This window comes from Saccharopolyspora sp. ID03-671, assembly GCF_045278815.1.
In the GTDB taxonomy this organism is placed as follows: Bacteria; Actinomycetota; Actinomycetes; order Mycobacteriales; family Pseudonocardiaceae; genus Saccharopolyspora; species Saccharopolyspora ipomoeae.
Genome location: NZ_CP134054.1, coordinates 2,573,579 through 2,588,825, shown reverse-complemented (window position 1 = coordinate 2,588,825; position 15,247 = coordinate 2,573,579). Strand labels below are relative to the sequence as shown.

Annotated in this window: 10 protein-coding genes and 1 tRNA gene; 7 read left to right on the top strand and 4 right to left on the bottom strand. The window is 69.0% G+C overall.

Features of this window, described 5'->3' with window-relative positions; genetic code table 11:
* Positions 1-41: 41 nt before the first annotated feature.
* Positions 42-4,652, top strand: coding sequence for an RHS repeat-associated core domain-containing protein (locus REH65_RS11570; RefSeq protein WP_406692418.1), 4,611 nt, complete (start codon positions 42-44; stop codon positions 4,650-4,652).
* A 117-nt stretch (positions 4,653-4,769) separates the two neighbouring features.
* On the opposite strand, the gene REH65_RS11565 is transcribed toward REH65_RS11570, so the two are convergent.
* Entirely contained in the window at positions 4,770-5,393 is a 624-nt protein-coding gene (locus REH65_RS11565; protein WP_406692417.1) for a LysE family translocator, read from the bottom strand.
* Positions 5,394-5,541: 148 nt separating this feature from the next.
* Positions 5,542-5,982 carry an ArsI/CadI family heavy metal resistance metalloenzyme gene (locus REH65_RS11560; RefSeq protein WP_406692416.1) on the bottom strand — a complete coding sequence of 147 codons (441 nt, stop codon included), beginning with the start codon at positions 5,980-5,982 and terminating at the stop codon, positions 5,542-5,544.
* A gap of 84 nt (positions 5,983-6,066) precedes the next feature.
* Between REH65_RS11560 and REH65_RS11555 the strand changes: the two genes are divergently transcribed.
* Genes REH65_RS11555 through REH65_RS11545 form a run of 3 tightly spaced genes read left to right on the top strand, consistent with a single transcriptional unit; the run spans position 6,067 to position 7,968 of the window.
* Complete coding sequence (locus REH65_RS11555) at positions 6,067-6,435, top strand: ArsR/SmtB family transcription factor (RefSeq protein WP_406692415.1); 369 nt, start codon at positions 6,067-6,069, stop codon at positions 6,433-6,435.
* On the top strand, positions 6,432-7,526 hold the full coding sequence (gene arsB / locus REH65_RS11550) for an ACR3 family arsenite efflux transporter (RefSeq protein WP_406692414.1): 1,095 nt from the start codon (positions 6,432-6,434) through the stop codon (positions 7,524-7,526). The genes REH65_RS11555 and arsB overlap by 4 nt, the downstream gene beginning before the upstream one ends.
* Before the next feature lie 34 nt (positions 7,527-7,560).
* Positions 7,561-7,968, top strand: a complete 408-nt coding sequence (locus tag REH65_RS11545; RefSeq protein WP_406692413.1) for an arsenate reductase ArsC — start codon at positions 7,561-7,563, stop codon at positions 7,966-7,968.
* A gap of 96 nt (positions 7,969-8,064) precedes the next feature.
* Here the strand turns inward: REH65_RS11545 and REH65_RS11540 are convergent.
* Both REH65_RS11540 and REH65_RS11535 read right to left on the bottom strand, forming a co-directional pair.
* Positions 8,065-8,138, bottom strand: a tRNA-Arg gene (locus REH65_RS11540).
* A 132-nt stretch (positions 8,139-8,270) separates the two neighbouring features.
* The gene (locus REH65_RS11535; protein ID WP_406692412.1) at positions 8,271-8,855 is read right to left on the bottom strand and encodes a DUF3558 domain-containing protein; all 585 of its coding nucleotides are present in this window, start codon (positions 8,853-8,855) and stop codon (positions 8,271-8,273) included.
* 195 nt (positions 8,856-9,050) lie between these two features.
* On the opposite strand from REH65_RS11535, the gene REH65_RS11530 reads away from it, so the two are divergent.
* The 3 genes from REH65_RS11530 to REH65_RS11520 all read left to right on the top strand — a co-directional run bounded on the left by REH65_RS11530 (position 9,051) and on the right by REH65_RS11520 (position 15,221).
* The gene (locus REH65_RS11530) at positions 9,051-11,006 is read left to right on the top strand and encodes a cytochrome c oxidase assembly protein (RefSeq protein ID WP_406692411.1); all 1,956 of its coding nucleotides are present in this window, start codon (positions 9,051-9,053) and stop codon (positions 11,004-11,006) included.
* 67 nt (positions 11,007-11,073) lie between these two features.
* On the top strand, positions 11,074-12,747 hold the full coding sequence (gene ettA / locus REH65_RS11525; RefSeq protein WP_281457164.1) for an energy-dependent translational throttle protein EttA: 1,674 nt from the start codon (positions 11,074-11,076) through the stop codon (positions 12,745-12,747).
* Between the two features lie 29 nt (positions 12,748-12,776).
* Positions 12,777-15,221 carry a hypothetical protein gene (locus tag REH65_RS11520; protein ID WP_406692410.1) on the top strand — a complete coding sequence of 815 codons (2,445 nt, stop codon included), beginning with the start codon at positions 12,777-12,779 and terminating at the stop codon, positions 15,219-15,221.
* Positions 15,222-15,247: the final 26 nt, after the last annotated feature.

Here is a 15,247-nt window from a genome sequence, read left to right as displayed (position 1 = left end):
GCTTCTGCTCTTGACCTTGTTGGCTGATTCTGGGGGTTTTCGTGGCGAATCCGTTGATTGCCGAGCGTGAGGATTCGACGAAGGCGTACAGCGGCGTTCCGATCGCGGAGTCGGTTGCCGATACGCAGAAGGCGATCGAGTCGGGGGACTGGGCCTCGGGCGTCATGGGTGCCGTGGGGACGGGCCTGGACGCGTTGGGGATGGCGCTGGATCCGTTCGGCGCGATCTTCTCGGCCGGCGTCGGCTGGCTGATCGAGCACGTCGGCCCCGTCTCGGATGCGCTGGACTCGCTGACCGGTGATCCGGACGAGATCAAGGCCCACTCGGAGACGTGGAAGAACGTCGCGTCGGAGCTCGACGCGATCAACACCGAGATGAAGGACCTGGTCAAGGCCGACACCGCCAACTGGATGGGCGATGCCGGTGATGCCTACCGCAAGCGCAGCGAGGACACCGCGAACCTGATCGATGCGGCGAAGAAGGCCGCCGAGGGCGCCGCGGACGGGATCGGCACGGCCGGTGAGGTTGTCGGCGCGGTGCGGACGCTGGTGCGCGACATCATCGCCGAGCTGGTCGGCCACCTGATCAGCTGGGCGCTGCAGGTGGTCTGCACGCTGGGCATCGCGATGGCGTGGGTGGTCCCGCAGGTCGTCGCGGAGGTCGCCAAGGTCGCCGCCAGGATCGCCGACATCACGACGAAGCTCGTCAAGGCGATGAAGGCCCTGTCGCCGCTGCTGAAGAAGCTCGGCGACGGCTTCGGAGACGCCAAGAAACAACTGGACAAGATCAAGAAGGACGACGGCAAGTCCGACGGGCCTGCCACGACGAAGTCGGCGAGTGCGGACAACAAGCCCGACGGTGGCGCGAACAACACGAACCAGCAGTCGACCGACCGGTCGCCGGACAACGGTGACTCCGGCTCGGGCGGCGGCGGGAATTCGGGGGCGAACGGCCCGGCGGGCACGAACGCCGCTGGGGCGAGCAGGTCGCTGGGAGGGCAGCAGCCGAACCCCAAGGCGCCCGACAAGCTGAACACCTGCGGTGACCCGATCGACGTCGCTACCGGTCAGATGGTCATGGCGGAAACCGATGCGGAGTTCTTGGGCGAGCCGCCCCTCGTCTTCGAGCGCACCCACTTCTCCTCGTACCAGAACGGCCGTTGGTTCGGGCCCAGCTGGATGTCCACATTGGATGAACGGCTTGAGGTCAACGAGAAGGGCGTGAGCTTCGCCGCCGCAGACGGCACGATTCAGCACTTCCCGATGCCGATGCCCGGTGAATGGGCCATCAGCGACCGAGGTCCGAATCGTCGCTTGCTGCGCGTGGAGGACGGCGGCTGGGTCATCGTCGACCCGGACCGCGGGTGGTTGGTCTTCACGCCGTGGCTGGCCATCGAATCGATCACCGACGGGCTCAAGAGTCGGATCGAGTTCATCTACGACGAGAACGGCACGCCGCTGGAGGTCCGGCACAGCGGCGGCTACCGGATTCGGGTCGAAACCGAAGGCGGACTCGTCACAGCGCTGCACTCGACCGGCGCCGAGGGCGACGAAGTTCCGCTGATGCGCTACCGCTACGACGGGCGCAGGTTGGTGGAGGTGATCAACGAGTCCGGACGTCCTGTGCGCTTCGACTACGACGCGGACGGGCGGATCATCGGCTGGACCGACCGCAACGGCGAGTGGTACCGCTACGTCTACGACCACGCAGGACGCTGCATCCGCACGGATGGTTCCGGCGGATTCCTCGCGGGCGCTCTGGAGTACGACGTCGAGAACCGGGTCACCTATTACACCGACTCCTTGGGGCACCGGACCGAGTTCCACCTCAACGAGGCCGGTCAGGTGATCAAGGAAGTTGATCCGCTGGGCGCCGCGGTCACCACGGAGTGGGACGCCGACGACCGGCTGCTCCAGCGCGTTGACGAGCTGGGGCGCGTGCTTCGGAACGATTACGACGAAGCAGGTCTGCTGATCGCGACTGTCAACCCGGATGGGAGCCAGCGGCGCTTCGAATACGACGAGCTCGGTCGGCCGGTCGCGCTCATCGAACCGGATGGAGCTGTGACCCGACGGGAGTACGACGAGAACGGTCGTCTTGCCGCGGTCACCGATCCGGCAGGGGCGACCACCCGATTCACGCACGACGAGCGCGGCAACCTCGTTGCCGTCACCGACCCGCTGGGCAAGACGTCGCGTTTTGAGCTGAACTCGGCCGGCCTGGTCACCGCCATCATCGAACCGACCGGGGCGACCACGAGGTACGAACGGGATCGTTTCGGCCGGATCACCGCCTTGGCGGACCCGCTCGGTGCCGTGGAGCGGCGGGGGTGGACGGTGAGCGGGAAGCTCGCCTGGAAGCAGCGGTCGGACGGCGTCATCGAGCGCTACTCGTACGACGGGGAGGGCAACTTGCGGGAGGCCCTCGACGAGTTGGGCGGGGTCACCCGGTACGAGGTGGGGCACTTCGACCTCCTGACGGCCGAGGTCCGCCCCGACGGAACTCGCCTTGAGTTCGCCTACGACAGCGAGATGCGGTTGACCGGCGTCACCAACGAACTGGGGCAGGTCTGGAGCTACGAGTACGACCCGGCCGGGAACCTGGTGCGGGAAAAGGACTTCGACGGTCGGGCGGTCACTTATCGGCGGGACCTCGCTGGGCGCGTGGTCGAGCGGGTCGACGCGGCGGGAGACAGCACTCGCCTTCGCTACGACCTGGCCGGGAACCTGGTGGAGCGCAGCACCGGTCAAGTCACCCGGAACTTCACCTACGACGCGGTAGGACGCCTGCTCCACGTCGCTGACGGCACGAGCGCGGTTTCGTTCCAATACGACGCGGTTGGCCGGGTGGTCGCGGAGTCGGTGGACGGACGCACCGTCACCTCCGGATATGACCAGTTGGGCAGGCTGATTCGTAGGCGGACTCCGTCGGGCGCGGAAAGCGCGTGGGAGTACGACTCCAACGATCAGCCGGTCGTGCTGCGCACCGCCGGCCGGACCATCAGGATCGAACGCGACCAGCTCGGTAGGAACGTTCGGTTGAGCCTGGGCTCGGGAGCTTCCGTGGAACAGACCTGGACGGCCGGAGACCAGCTGGAATCCCAGCAGATCACGGCCGTCGATGGGAAACCGGTGCAACAGCGCTCCTACGCCTACCGGGCGGACGGAGAGATCACCCGCGTGAAGGACGAGATCACCGGCCCTCGCACCTACGTGATGGATCGCTCCGGACGCGTCACCTCGGTGCGCGCGTCGGGATGGACTGAGAACTACGCCTACGACCAGGCCGGAAATGTGACCGAGGCGTTCTGGCCGACGCGCGGCGACCAGGACGGAGTGGGAGCTCGCTCGTACCGCGGGACCGCGGTGCAGAGCGCTGGGCAGGTTCGATACGTCCACGATTCGCGCGGAAGACTCACTCAACGCCACCATCCATCGGGCACGTGGCACTACTCCTGGGACTCCGAAGACCGCTTGGTCAGCGTCACCGACCCGGCCGGGGCGCAGTGGCGCTACCGGTACGACGCGCTCGGACGGCGGGTTGCCAAGGAACGACTCGACGGTTCGGCGGTCGTGGAACGAGTCGAGTTCGCCTGGGACGGCTCGGTGCTCGTCGAGCAGGCCCGGTTCGACGCGAGCGGCGGTCGGGTAACGGCATGGGACTACGAGCCGGACGGTTTCAGGCCGTTGAGCCAGCGTGATCGGGTAGCGCCTGGACAACGGGAATGGATCGATGAGCGCTTCCACTTGATCGTGACCGATCTGCTCGGCACGCCAACGGAGCTGATCGACGATCAGGGGGAGATCGCTTGGATCCCGCGAACGTCGTTGTGGGGCAGCGCTGTGCAGGAGAGCGGGACGCCGCTGCGGTTCCCCGGCCAGTACTTCGATCCTGAAACCGGCTTGCACTACAACTTCCACCGGTACTACGACCCGGTGACAGCGCGGTACCTGAGTCCGGATCCGGTCGGTCTCGACGCCGGGCCCAACAACTACGCATACGTGTCGAACCCGAACACGTGGTCGGACCCGCTGGGCTTGACCCCGTGCCAGACCGACAAGTACGGCTCGAAGAGCCCCAGCACCCTCGACGAATTCGAGGAGCGACGTCGGAACAGGGCCGATCACCAGTCGAAGAAGGATCGGGCTCGGCAGGCCAGGAAAGACCTCGCCAAGCACGTCCGCGACAACTTCGGCCCGCAGAAGGGGGACAAGTACAACGCGTTCGAGAAGGACGACAGGAAGAAGAACCTGGTCGACCACATCTTCAAGGGCCACCGCAAGGAAGATGGCAAGAACCCTTCCGGTCTGCACGCTTACACCGATGGGAAATTGCCGGACAACATCAAGGACGTGCGGGTCACGAAGGGGCGCGTCGACGGCGTCCACGAGATCGAGTACAGGCGAGAGGACCTGGGCGGGAAGAACGGGGACAAGCTCGTCTCGAGCGAGACCAAGACGAGCACCATGTTCCCGAGGCACTGGTCGCAGGATCAAGTCCTCTCCTACATCGGCGCGTCCAACTCGAACTTCCGAGGCGGTGTGAACCTGCACGGCATGAACCCCGAGGACCTGCAGAAGCGGATTGCGATGAACGACAAAACCTTCGGAGTGACCTCGATGGGGAAGAACACGGCCTTCCCGAACCTGTAGTGGAGAGCCCGGCCGCGACCGTGATTTCCGATGACCACCGTGAACGGCGAGCACGGGGGACCGGCACGATGCCCGCTGGGACGGGACGCGATCCGCAGCGTTCGTCGCGGAAGGTGATCAGACCTCGGCGGCGAGCTTCACGCCGAGGCCGAGCAGCACCGTTGCCGTGATGCGGTCCATCCAGCGGCGGACCCGGGCCTTCTGCAGGAAGGCCCGGGCTCGTCCGGCCATCCAGACCAGGCTCGGCAGCCAGAGCAGGCCGACGGTGAGGTGGATGGCCACCAGCAGGGCTCCCCAGGCCGAAGCCGTCGGTCCGGTGGGGAGGAACTGGGGCAGCAGGCTCATGTAGAAGACGCCGACCTTGGGGTTGAGCAGGTTGGTCATCAGGCCCGCGCGGAAGGCGGAACGCCCGGCCGGGATCTGGACGTCTTCCGGCTCCGCTTTCCTGTTGCGGGGCAACGTCTTCCACAGCGCCGACGCGCCGAGCCAGATCAGGTAGGCGGCGCCGAGGACGCGGACGACGTTGTAGGCGATGTCCGAGGCCGTGAGCAGCGCCGTCAGGCCGACGATGCTCGCCGTGCCCCAGATCAGGCAGCCCGTCGTGATCCCGAGGACCGCGGTGAACCCCGCGCGGCGGCCTCCGAGCAGCGCGTGGCGCAGGGCGAGCATCGTGTCCAGGCCGGGCGTGAGCACGGCCAGCACCGCCACGACGGTGAACCCCCACAGCGCTGCGCTGGTCATGACCCCTCCTGAACCGGCTCCGAACGCGGACGGCTCATTGCAACACGGCGGCGCGGCCGGTTCACCGTGCAATGCGACACGACGCTTCGCCAGGGTCGGCCGGAGAGGTGCGCCCGCCGACCGGTGCCGGGCCGCGATCGACGGCGAGTTATGCGCTGGCGGTCTCGTCGGTGGTGCAGCAGGGTGCAGCGCCTTCCTCGGTCGTCGAGGCGCCGAAGGTCTGGGAGTCGGCCTTGACGACGTAGACCTCCCAGGGTTCCCGGCCCGGGCCGCGGACCCAGACCTTGTCCTGGCGGGCGTAGCAGCAGGTGGTGTCCTCCTCGACTTCGGTGAACAACCCGAGTGCCTTGAGCCGGTCGGTGGCGTCGCTGACCTGCTCGGTGTCGTCGACCTCCACGCCCAGGTGGTCGATGGCGGTGTCCTGCCCGGATTCGCCTTCGACGAGCACGAGCTTGAGCGGCGGTTCGGCGATGGCGAAGTTGGCGTAGCCGGAGCGGAGCTTGGCGGGTTCGGTGCCGAAGAGCTTCGAGTAGAACGCGATCGAGCCGTCCAGGTCGCCCACGCGCAGAGCCAGTTGCATGCGAGACATCTCAACCCCTTACTTCGATGTTCATCGAAACAGATGGACACTCGGAGCTTGCGCCCTGGATTCGACGGCTGTCAAGATAGAAGCATGTCGAAACAAGGGTCGCCGGTGGATGACGAGGCGCTGTGCTGCTCGCCGGTGATGCGGGAACCGCTCGATGCTGAGCAGGCGGCAACGCTCGCGCGGGTGTTCAAGGCGATCGGTGAGCCGGTGCGGCTGCGGCTGCTGTCCCTGATCGCCTCGCACGCCGGTGGCGAGGCCTGCGTGTGCGACCTGACCGGGGCGTTCGAGCTGTCGGGGCCGACGATCTCGCACCACCTCAAGGTGCTGCGCGAGGCCGGGGTGATCGAGGGCGAGCGGCGCGGGACCTGGATCTACTACCGCGTCCGGCCGGACACGATGCGCCTGCTGTCCGACTCGCTGGCACCCGCTCAGAACGTGGCGGTGTCGGCATGACGCAGCTCCAGGACAACGCCGTCGTGGCGAAACTGTCCGCCTTGGACCGGTTGTTGCCGGTGTGGATCGGAGCCGCGATGCTCGTCGGGCTCCTGGCCGGCCGGTGGATCCCCGGGCTGGGCTCCGCGTTGGACGCCGTGCAGCTCGACGGCGTCTCGCTGCCCATCGCACTGGGCCTGCTGGTGATGATGTACCCGGTGCTGGCCAAGGTCCGCTACGACCGGCTCGACACCGTCACCGGCGACAAGCGCCTGATGGTCTCCTCGATCGCGCTCAACTGGGTGCTCGGCCCAGCGCTGATGTTCGCGCTGGCCTGGATGTTCCTGCCCGACCTGCCGGAGTACCGGACCGGGCTGATCATCGTCGGCCTGGCGCGCTGCATCGCGATGGTCATCATCTGGAACGACCTGGCCTGCGGGGACCGCGAGGCCGCCGCCGTGCTGGTCGCGCTCAACTCGGTGTTCCAGGTCGTCGCCTTCGCGGGACTCGGCTGGTTCTACCTCTCCGCGCTGCCCGGTTGGCTCGGCCTGCCGGTCGCCGGGCTGGAGGTCTCGGCCTGGGAGATCGCCAAGAACGTGCTGATCTTCCTCGGCATCCCGCTGCTGGCCGGATACCTCACCCGCCGGTTCGGCGAGCGAGCGAAGGGCCGCGAGTGGTACGAGTCGCGGTTCCTGCCCAAGATCGGCCCGGTCGCGCTCTACGGGCTGCTGTTCACCATCGTGATCCTCTTCGCGCTGCAGGGGGAGGCGATCACGTCCAGCCCGCTGGACGTCGCGCGCATCGCGCTGCCGCTGCTGGTCTACTTCGCGGTGATGTGGGCCGGATCGTTCGCGCTGGGCAAGGCCATCGGCCTGAACTACGAGCGCTCCGCGACGTTGTCGTTCACCGCTGCGGGCAACAACTTCGAGCTGGCCATCGCCGTCGCGATCGCTACCTTCGGCGTCACCAGCGGCCAGGCCCTGGCCGGTGTCGTGGGGCCGCTGATCGAGGTCCCGGTGCTGATCGCGCTCGTCTACGTCTCACTCGCCGCCCGGCGCTGGTTCAGCGGCACCACGCCATCGGAAGCCCACCACGTCCGAGCCGACGCCTGATCACCACGACATCGCTGAGAGCCGAGGAGCCATCGTGTCCAGCACCCCCGAGGTCCTGTTCGTCTGCGTGCACAACGCCGGCCGATCCCAGATGGCCGCCGCCCTGCTGCACCACCGCGCGCAGGGCGCGGTCGCCGTCCGCTCCGCTGGTTCCGCGCCAGCCGGCACGATCAACCCAGCCGTGGTCGAAGTCATGAACGAACTCGACCTGGACCTGTCGCGGGAAGTCCCGAAGAAGCTCACCACCGACGCCGTCGAAGCCGCCGACGTGGTCATCACCATGGGCTGCGGCGACGCCTGCCCCGTCTTCCCCGGCAAGCGCTACCTCGACTGGGAACTCACCGACCCCGCGGGACGAGGCGTCGACGCCGTCCGCGAGATCCGCGACGACATCGACCGACGAGTCCGAGAACTCCTCGCCGAACTCGTCCCCAGCGCCTGACCCCGAACAGATCCGGAACGAGCGGGTGCGGGGGGGTGAAGCGGAGGTTGATCTCGTACCAGATCAACCCCCCACTTGCGCTACCAGGGGGTTCGGCGCCCCCAGCAGGACTCGAACCTGCGACCTAAGGATTAGAAGTCCTTTGCTCTATCCGGCTGAGCTATGGGGGCCGTTCGGTGGGCGGTATGCCCGACGTTGTGCAGCAAGGAGGGTAGCGGTCGGCCGCATCGCGTGTGGGAACGACGCGGCAACGTTGCCGAGCCGGTACACAACGGCAAGCTTTTCGACAACCGGCAAGCGGGTTACGCCGGGGGCAGTTTCCGCAGGGCGGTAGTGGTGAGGCCGAAGAGGCGATCCGCGGTGTCGGCGGCCGAGGCGTCCTTGAGGGACAGCATCGTCAGCAGCGATCTGTCCGATCTGATCGCCGTCGCCGCCGTGCACGTCTGGTAGCCCGTGACCGGTTCGCAGTACAGCCAGCTGGAGTAACCGAGCACGTCCACTTCGACGCCCCTCGGTTGCCGCTTGGCGAGGACCGGGTACGGCTCGTGGAAGCCGGCGGCGGCCGTGTTGTCCGGGTGGCCGCCCAGCAGGTGCGCGCACGCGCCCGGGACCGGGTTGCCGGGATGCGGCGGGCCCACCGCGCCGCCGACCGGGACCAGGTCGGCGGGGGCGAGCAACGTGCACGGGTCGACCTCGCCGCGCGGGCCCGGGATGCTGGGCGGCGTCGCGATCGCCGAGCGGGTCTGCGTCGCCTCGGGCTGGTCGTGGAAGCCCGCGGCCGGGATGGGCGTGCCCGCGACGTCGGACGCGCACCCGGTCAGCGCCGGTCCGCCGATCAGCACGCACAGCACGAGCAGACGTGGCAGGCGGTCACGGAACTTCGGCACGGGGTAACCGTAGCGGCGGTGAGTGCGGGAGACCACGCCCAGGTGCGCCATCCTGACCGGTGATCGGCGCACAGCGACGGTTACGCTCGGTACGTGCCATCCGAGTCCGCCGCCGCACAGAGTTCCAGCCCTGGTCCACGGCCCACTGGTCAGCGGCCCACTGGTCAACGGCGCAGCGCCTCCGGCACGGTCGGCGTGCTGGTCTTCACCGCAGGAGTGCTCGCGGCGCTGATCGCCGCCGCCCTGACCGCGCTGTCCGCCGGGGCCAACTACGCCCTGCTCGGACTGCCCGACCCCGGTCCCGTCACCCAGTACGGACTGCCCGTGGTCCGGGTGATCGCCGAGACCGGAGCCGTGGTCGCCGTCGGCTCCCTGCTGCTGGCCTCGTTCGGCATCCCCGCGAAGCGCTCCGGAGCGCTGCTCGCCGACGGCTACGCCGCCGTGCGCGCCGCGGGCTGGGGAGCCTCGGTCTGGTTCGTCGGCGCCGCGCTGATGGTGCCGTTCATCTGCGCCGACGCCACCGGCCGCCCGGTGAACGAGGTGCTCAGCGCCGACGTGATGCTCGGCCTCCTCGACGCGCTCGAAGAGGCCAAGGCCTGGGCGCTGACCGCGATCATCGCGTTCGTCGTCGCCCTGGCCTGCCGGATCGTGCTGTCCTGGGGCTGGACCGTGGTGACCTTCGCGCTCGGCCTCGCCGGGCTGCTGCCGGTCATCGCCACCGGGCACTCCGCCAGCGGCGGTGCCCACGACATCGCCACCAACAGCCTGCTGTTCCACCTCGTCGGAGCCGTGCTGTGGGTCGGCGGGCTGATCGCGCTGATCGCCCACGCCGCCCGCGGCGGGGCGCACCTGCCGCTGGTCGCGCGCCGGTTCTCGGTGATCGCCCTGGTCAGCTGGGTCGCGATGGCGCTGTCCGGGGTGATCAACGCGCTGGTGCGGGTCTCGCCGGAGCAGCTGTTCGGATCGACCTACGGGCTGCTGGTGCTGCTGAAGATCATCGGCTTGCTGGTGCTGGGCGTGTTCGGATACCTGCAGCGCAGCAAGGTCGTCGCCCGGCTGGAGGCCGGGTCGTCCGGGCTGCTGCGGCTCGGCGCCGTCGAAGTGCTGATCATGTTCGCCACCCTCGGCGTCGCCGTCGCGCTCGGCCGCACCCCGCCGCCCGGCGGCTACACCACCGTGCCCAGCCGCACCGAGCTGATCATCGGCTACACCCTCGACGCGCCGCCGGACACCCTGCGGCTGCTGTTCGACTTCCGCTTCGACCTCGTCTACGGCACGGCCGCCCTGGTCCTGGCAGGCTTCTACCTGTGGGGCGTGCACCGGCTGCGCGCACGCGGCGACAAGTGGCCCGTCGGGCGCACCATCGCCTGGCTGTGCGGCTGCCTGACGATCCTCGTCGCCACCTCCGCGGGCGTCGGCCGCTACGCGCCCGCCGTGTTCAGCGTGCACATGGGCCAGCACATGCTGCTGTCCATGCTGGCGCCGGTGTTCCTGGTGCTGGGCGGGCCGACGTCGCTGGCGCTGCGGGTGCTCAAGCCCGCGGGCAAGGGGCAGCCGCCCGGTCCGCGCGAGTGGCTGACGGCGTTCGTGCACTCGCCGCTGACCCGCGCGCTCACCCACCCCGTCGTCGCGCTGGTGCTGTTCGTCGGGTCGTTCTACGCGCTGTACTTCACCGGCCTGTTCGACCTGGCGCTGAGCCAGCACTGGGCGCACCTGGCGATGAACGCGCACTTCCTGCTGGTCGGCTACGTCTTCTACTGGCCCGTCATCGGCATCGACCCGTCGCCGCGCCAGCTGCCGCCCATCGGCAAGGTCGGCATGGTCTTCGCCTCCATGCCCTTCCACGCGTTCTTCGGCATCGCCCTGATGATGTCCGCCAAGCCCATCGGCGCCGACTTCTACCGCAGCCTCGACCTGCCGTGGATGACCGACCTGCTCGCCGACCAGCAGCTCGGCGGTGGTCTCGCCTGGGCCTCCGGTGAGGTGCCGCTGGTCGTGGTGATGCTGGCGCTGCTGATCCAGTGGTCCCGGGCGGACGATCGGCAGGCCCGTCGTCTCGACCGCAAGGCCGACAAGGACGGGGACGCGGACTTGACCGCGTACAACGAGATGCTCAAACGCCTGGCCGATCAGGACTCGCCGCGCAGCTGAACACCCCTTCGTCCTCCCGGGGGCCCGCGTGCGGGGCTCGGGGTGGGACGCCACTACGATTCGGGGTATGGCCGAGTTCATTTACACCATGAAAAACGTGCGCAAGACGCATGGTGACAAGGTCATCCTCGACAACGCGACCATCCAGTTCTACCCGGGCGCCAAGATCGGCGTCGTCGGGCCGAACGGGGCTGGCAAGTCGACCGTGCTGCGCATCATGGCGGGACTCGACCAGCCGAACAACGGAGAAGCGTTCCTGTCGCCGGGTTACACCGTGGGCATCATGCAGCAGGAACCCCCGTTGAACGAGGAGAAGACGGTCCTCGGCAACGTCGAGGAGGGCGTCGGCGAGATCAAGGTGAAGCTCAACCGCTTCAACGAGATCGCCGAACAGCTCGCGACCGACTACTCCGACGAGTTGATGGAGGAGATGGGCAAGCTCCAGGAGGACCTGGACCACGCCGACGCGTGGGAACTGGACTCCCAGCTGGAGCAGGCGATGGACGCCCTGCGCTGCCCGCCGCCGGACGCCGAGGTCAAGCACCTCTCCGGTGGTGAGCGACGCCGCGTCGCGCTCTGCAAGCTGCTGCTGAGCAAGCCCGACCTGTTGCTGCTCGACGAGCCCACGAACCACCTCGACGCCGAATCCGTGCTCTGGCTGGAGCAGTTCCTGGCCAACTACCAGGGCGCCGTCCTCGCCGTGACGCACGACAGGTACTTCCTGGACAACGTCGCCGGCTGGATCCTGGAGCTCGACCGCGGTCGCACCTACCCCTACGAGGGCAACTACTCCACCTACCTGGAGAAGAAGCAGGAGCGCCTCGCGGTCCAGGGCAAGCGGGACGCCAAGCTGCAGAAGCGCCTCAAGGACGAGCTGGAGTGGGTCCGCTCCAACGCCAAGGCCAAGCAGACCAAGTCGCGGGCCCGCCTGGCCCGCTACGAGGAGATGGCCAACGAGGCGGAGAAGACCCGCAAGCTCGACTTCGAGGAGATCCAGATCCCGCCGGGCCCGCGCCTGGGCAACACGGTGGTCGAGGTCGAGCACCTCAAGAAGGGCTTCGACGAGCTGCTGATCGACGACCTGTCGTTCAGCCTGCCGCGCAACGGCATCGTCGGCGTCATCGGCCCGAACGGCGTCGGCAAGACCACGCTGTTCAAGACCATCGTCGGGCTGGAGGAGCCGGACAGCGGCACGGTCAAGGTCGGCGACACCGTCAAGCTCTCGTACGTGGACCAGAACCGCGCGAACATCGACCCCGACAAGAACGTGTGGGAGGTCGTGTCCGACGGTCTGGACTACATCCAGGTCGGCCAGGTCGAGATGCCGTCCCGCGCCTACGTCAGCGCGTTCGGCTTCAAGGGCCCGGACCAGCAGAAGCCGGCGGGCGTGCTCTCCGGTGGTGAGCGCAACCGGCTGAACCTGGCGCTGACGCTCAAGGCCGGCGGCAACCTGATCCTGCTGGACGAGCCGACGAACGACCTGGACGTCGAGACCCTGGGCTCGCTGGAGAACGCGCTGGAGCAGTTCCCCGGCTGCGCCGTGGTCATCTCCCACGACCGCTGGTTCCTGGACCGCGTCGCCACGCACATCCTCGCGTGGGAGGGAGATGAGGAGAACCCCGCCAAGTGGTTCTGGTTCGAAGGTAACTTCGAGGGGTACGAGGAGAACAAGATCGAGCGGCTGGGCGCCGACGCCGCCCGTCCGCACCGGGTTACCCATCGCAAGTTGACCCGCGGCTGAACGGAGGCGCCTTGGCGAGCGTGGCCGCTGTGGCAGAGCCCAGCTCGGTGGAGGGATTGCTCGAACCCGCGTGGCAGATGCGGTGGAGAGTTCCCGAACTCACCTTGGTGCTCAGCGACAGAGCGGCGGCGCTCGCCAGGCGCACCGGCGACCGGGGCGCGCGGCTGCGCGCCGAGGCGCTGGCCCTGTTCGCCGCCAACCGGCTGGGACGCGGGGTCGCGGCCACCGGCCGCGCCCTCACCGCCGTCCAGGACGCCGAGACGGCCGGGTTCCCCGACGTCCTGACCAGGCTGCGCATCGAGCTCGGCTGGTGCGCGGTCGGCTCCGGCAGCCACGAGGTCGCCGTCCGGCTCCTGCGCCGCGAGCTGGCGCGCGACCGGATCGACCCCGTGCTGCGCGCTCACGCGCTGCTCGCGCTGGCCTCCGCGCTGCCCGGGCAGCAGGACGTCGACGAGCGCGCCGACGTCCTCGACGAGGCCGAGCGCCTCTACGCCGACTGCGACTCCGAGCAGGACACCACCCGCGTGCTCAAGGCCCGGGTCTGGGCGTTGCGGGCAGCGCACCGCCGCAGGCTCGGCGAGTTCGCCGAGGCCGTGGCCGCCACCGACACCGGGCTCGGACTGCTGCGGCGGCTCAGCGACCCCGAGGCCGAAGGCGGCGAGATCCAGACCCGCCTCCTGCTGGAGCGCGTGCACGCCCTGCTCGACCAGGGCCACCGCGTCGAAGCCGTCGAGACCAGCCAGGCCGTGCTGGCCGAACCCGTCCGCGCCGCGGCCGCCGGGCCCACCGGGTGGCTCGGGCTGGCGCTGGCCACCCGCGTGCACCTGCCGGGCGGGGACCACGAGTCCGCGCTGCGGGTGCTGGCCGAGACCGCCGCGATCTCCGAGCGGCACGGCCTCGACGGCCTGCTCGCCGAAGCCCTCAACGCCCTCTCCCGCGCGCACGAGCGGGTCGAGGAGATCGCCGAGGCCCTGCAGACCCTGCGCGGCGCCTACTCGGCCGACCGCCGCTGGCGGTCCCAGGTGCACCACGCCCGCCTCAGCCTCCTCAAGGCCTACCCGGCGGACTCCGAGGCACCCGCCCCGGACGGGCGCCGGGGCCGTCGCGCCGCTCCCGTGGCCGTGGTGCCGGAGCGCGAAGTTTTCATGAAAACTTCCCCCACCCACGAACCCGCTCCGGACCGAACCACTGCACCCGGAGCGGTTGAACCCCCTGTGACCAGTCATGACGTGGTTTCGGTGGAGGATGACGACCTGAACGGGGTCGGGTCCGACCGCCGGGAGACCTCCGAGGGGGAGGGGGAAGTTTTCATGAAAACTTCCCCCACTTCTGAAACGGGACCCGAGGTGGTTCGGGAGGAGTCCGCGAAGGCCGAGGGGACGCGGGGTGGTTACGCGGCGGCGCATGACGCTGCGCGGTTGTTGATGGAGGCTTTGACGAGTCGGGTGGCGAAGGAGGCTGAGGATCGGGAGAGCGCCGATGTGTCCGCTCCCGCCGAGACTCCCGCTCCTGTTGAGGCTGCTGAGGCCTTTGGTGGGGGTGGATTGCCCGAGCCTCGGGTGGCTTTCGACTCGGCTTCGCCGAGCGAGGTGTTCGAGGTTCCCGAGGAGAACGCCCCTGCGGAGCGTTCCGCGGGGAGCTGGTGGCCCTCCGACGAGCCGGAACGCGTCGAGCCCGACACGCACGAGGAAGCCGGTGGGCACGAGGACGGCTACGGCGAGGAGGACCCCGGGCAGCGGTGGAGCGGGGATCCGCTGGCCGCGGCGGCCGACAGCCTGCGGCGGATCACCGAGGCGCACGACCGCCGCGAGCACGCGCCCCGGCCCGAGCCCGAGCCCGTCACGCCCGCGCAGGGCTTCCCGCTGCCCGAGCCCGAGGACGTCCCGGCGCCGAGCGCGCACGCCCGCCCCGAGGAGCACGAGCCCCAGGAGCAGGGCGGACGTCGGTCGCGGGGCAAGTCGCTGGCCGAGATCCGGGCGGAGCTGAAGCTCCCCGCCGACCACCAGCCGTCCCGCCGCCGGGGGCGGCGGCACGCCGACCCCGACCCGCTCGCCGCGTTCCAGCCCGACCCCGAGTCGTCGGCGCGTTCCGCCGAGGACACCGACCCGAACCTCCGCCAGGTGGAACCCGATCCGGAACCGACACCGCCGGAACCGAGCGCCGACGCGAGCCTGGCCGACCTGCTCGCCGACGCGCTCATGGCCTACAACGCCGGACGGACCGACGAGGCCGAGCAGCAGGTGAGCGGGGGAATCGCGGCCATCGGGTATGGCGGTCGCCACAAACCCGGTTACGGTGAGCCCGGATATGGCGACAGCCACAGCGACGGCGATTCGAACCACACGGATCACGACACCGGCGGCGAGACCGGACGCAACCGACACGAGTCCACAGAGGATGATCGACACGACGGCTTCGGGGCCCGGCACCGCGCACCCGGAATCGGTGGCGCGGCAGTGGATCCGTTGCTCTGAGAAACCTCCCGGACATCGATCGTTGC

Excerpts from the sequence above, each read along its gene's own strand:
- REH65_RS11555 (WP_406692415.1), top strand. The coding sequence starts at position 6,067 with ATGTCGAAACAAGGGTCGCCGGTGGATGACGAGGCGCTGTGCTGCTCG.
- REH65_RS11560 (WP_406692416.1), bottom strand. The coding sequence starts at position 5,982 with ATGTCTCGCATGCAACTGGCTCTGCGCGTGGGCGACCTGGACGGCTCG.
- REH65_RS11565 (WP_406692417.1), bottom strand. The coding sequence starts at position 5,393 with ATGACCAGCGCAGCGCTGTGGGGGTTCACCGTCGTGGCGGTGCTGGCC.
- arsB (WP_406692414.1), top strand. The coding sequence starts at position 6,432 with ATGACGCAGCTCCAGGACAACGCCGTCGTGGCGAAACTGTCCGCCTTG.
- ettA (WP_281457164.1), top strand. The coding sequence starts at position 11,074 with ATGGCCGAGTTCATTTACACCATGAAAAACGTGCGCAAGACGCATGGT.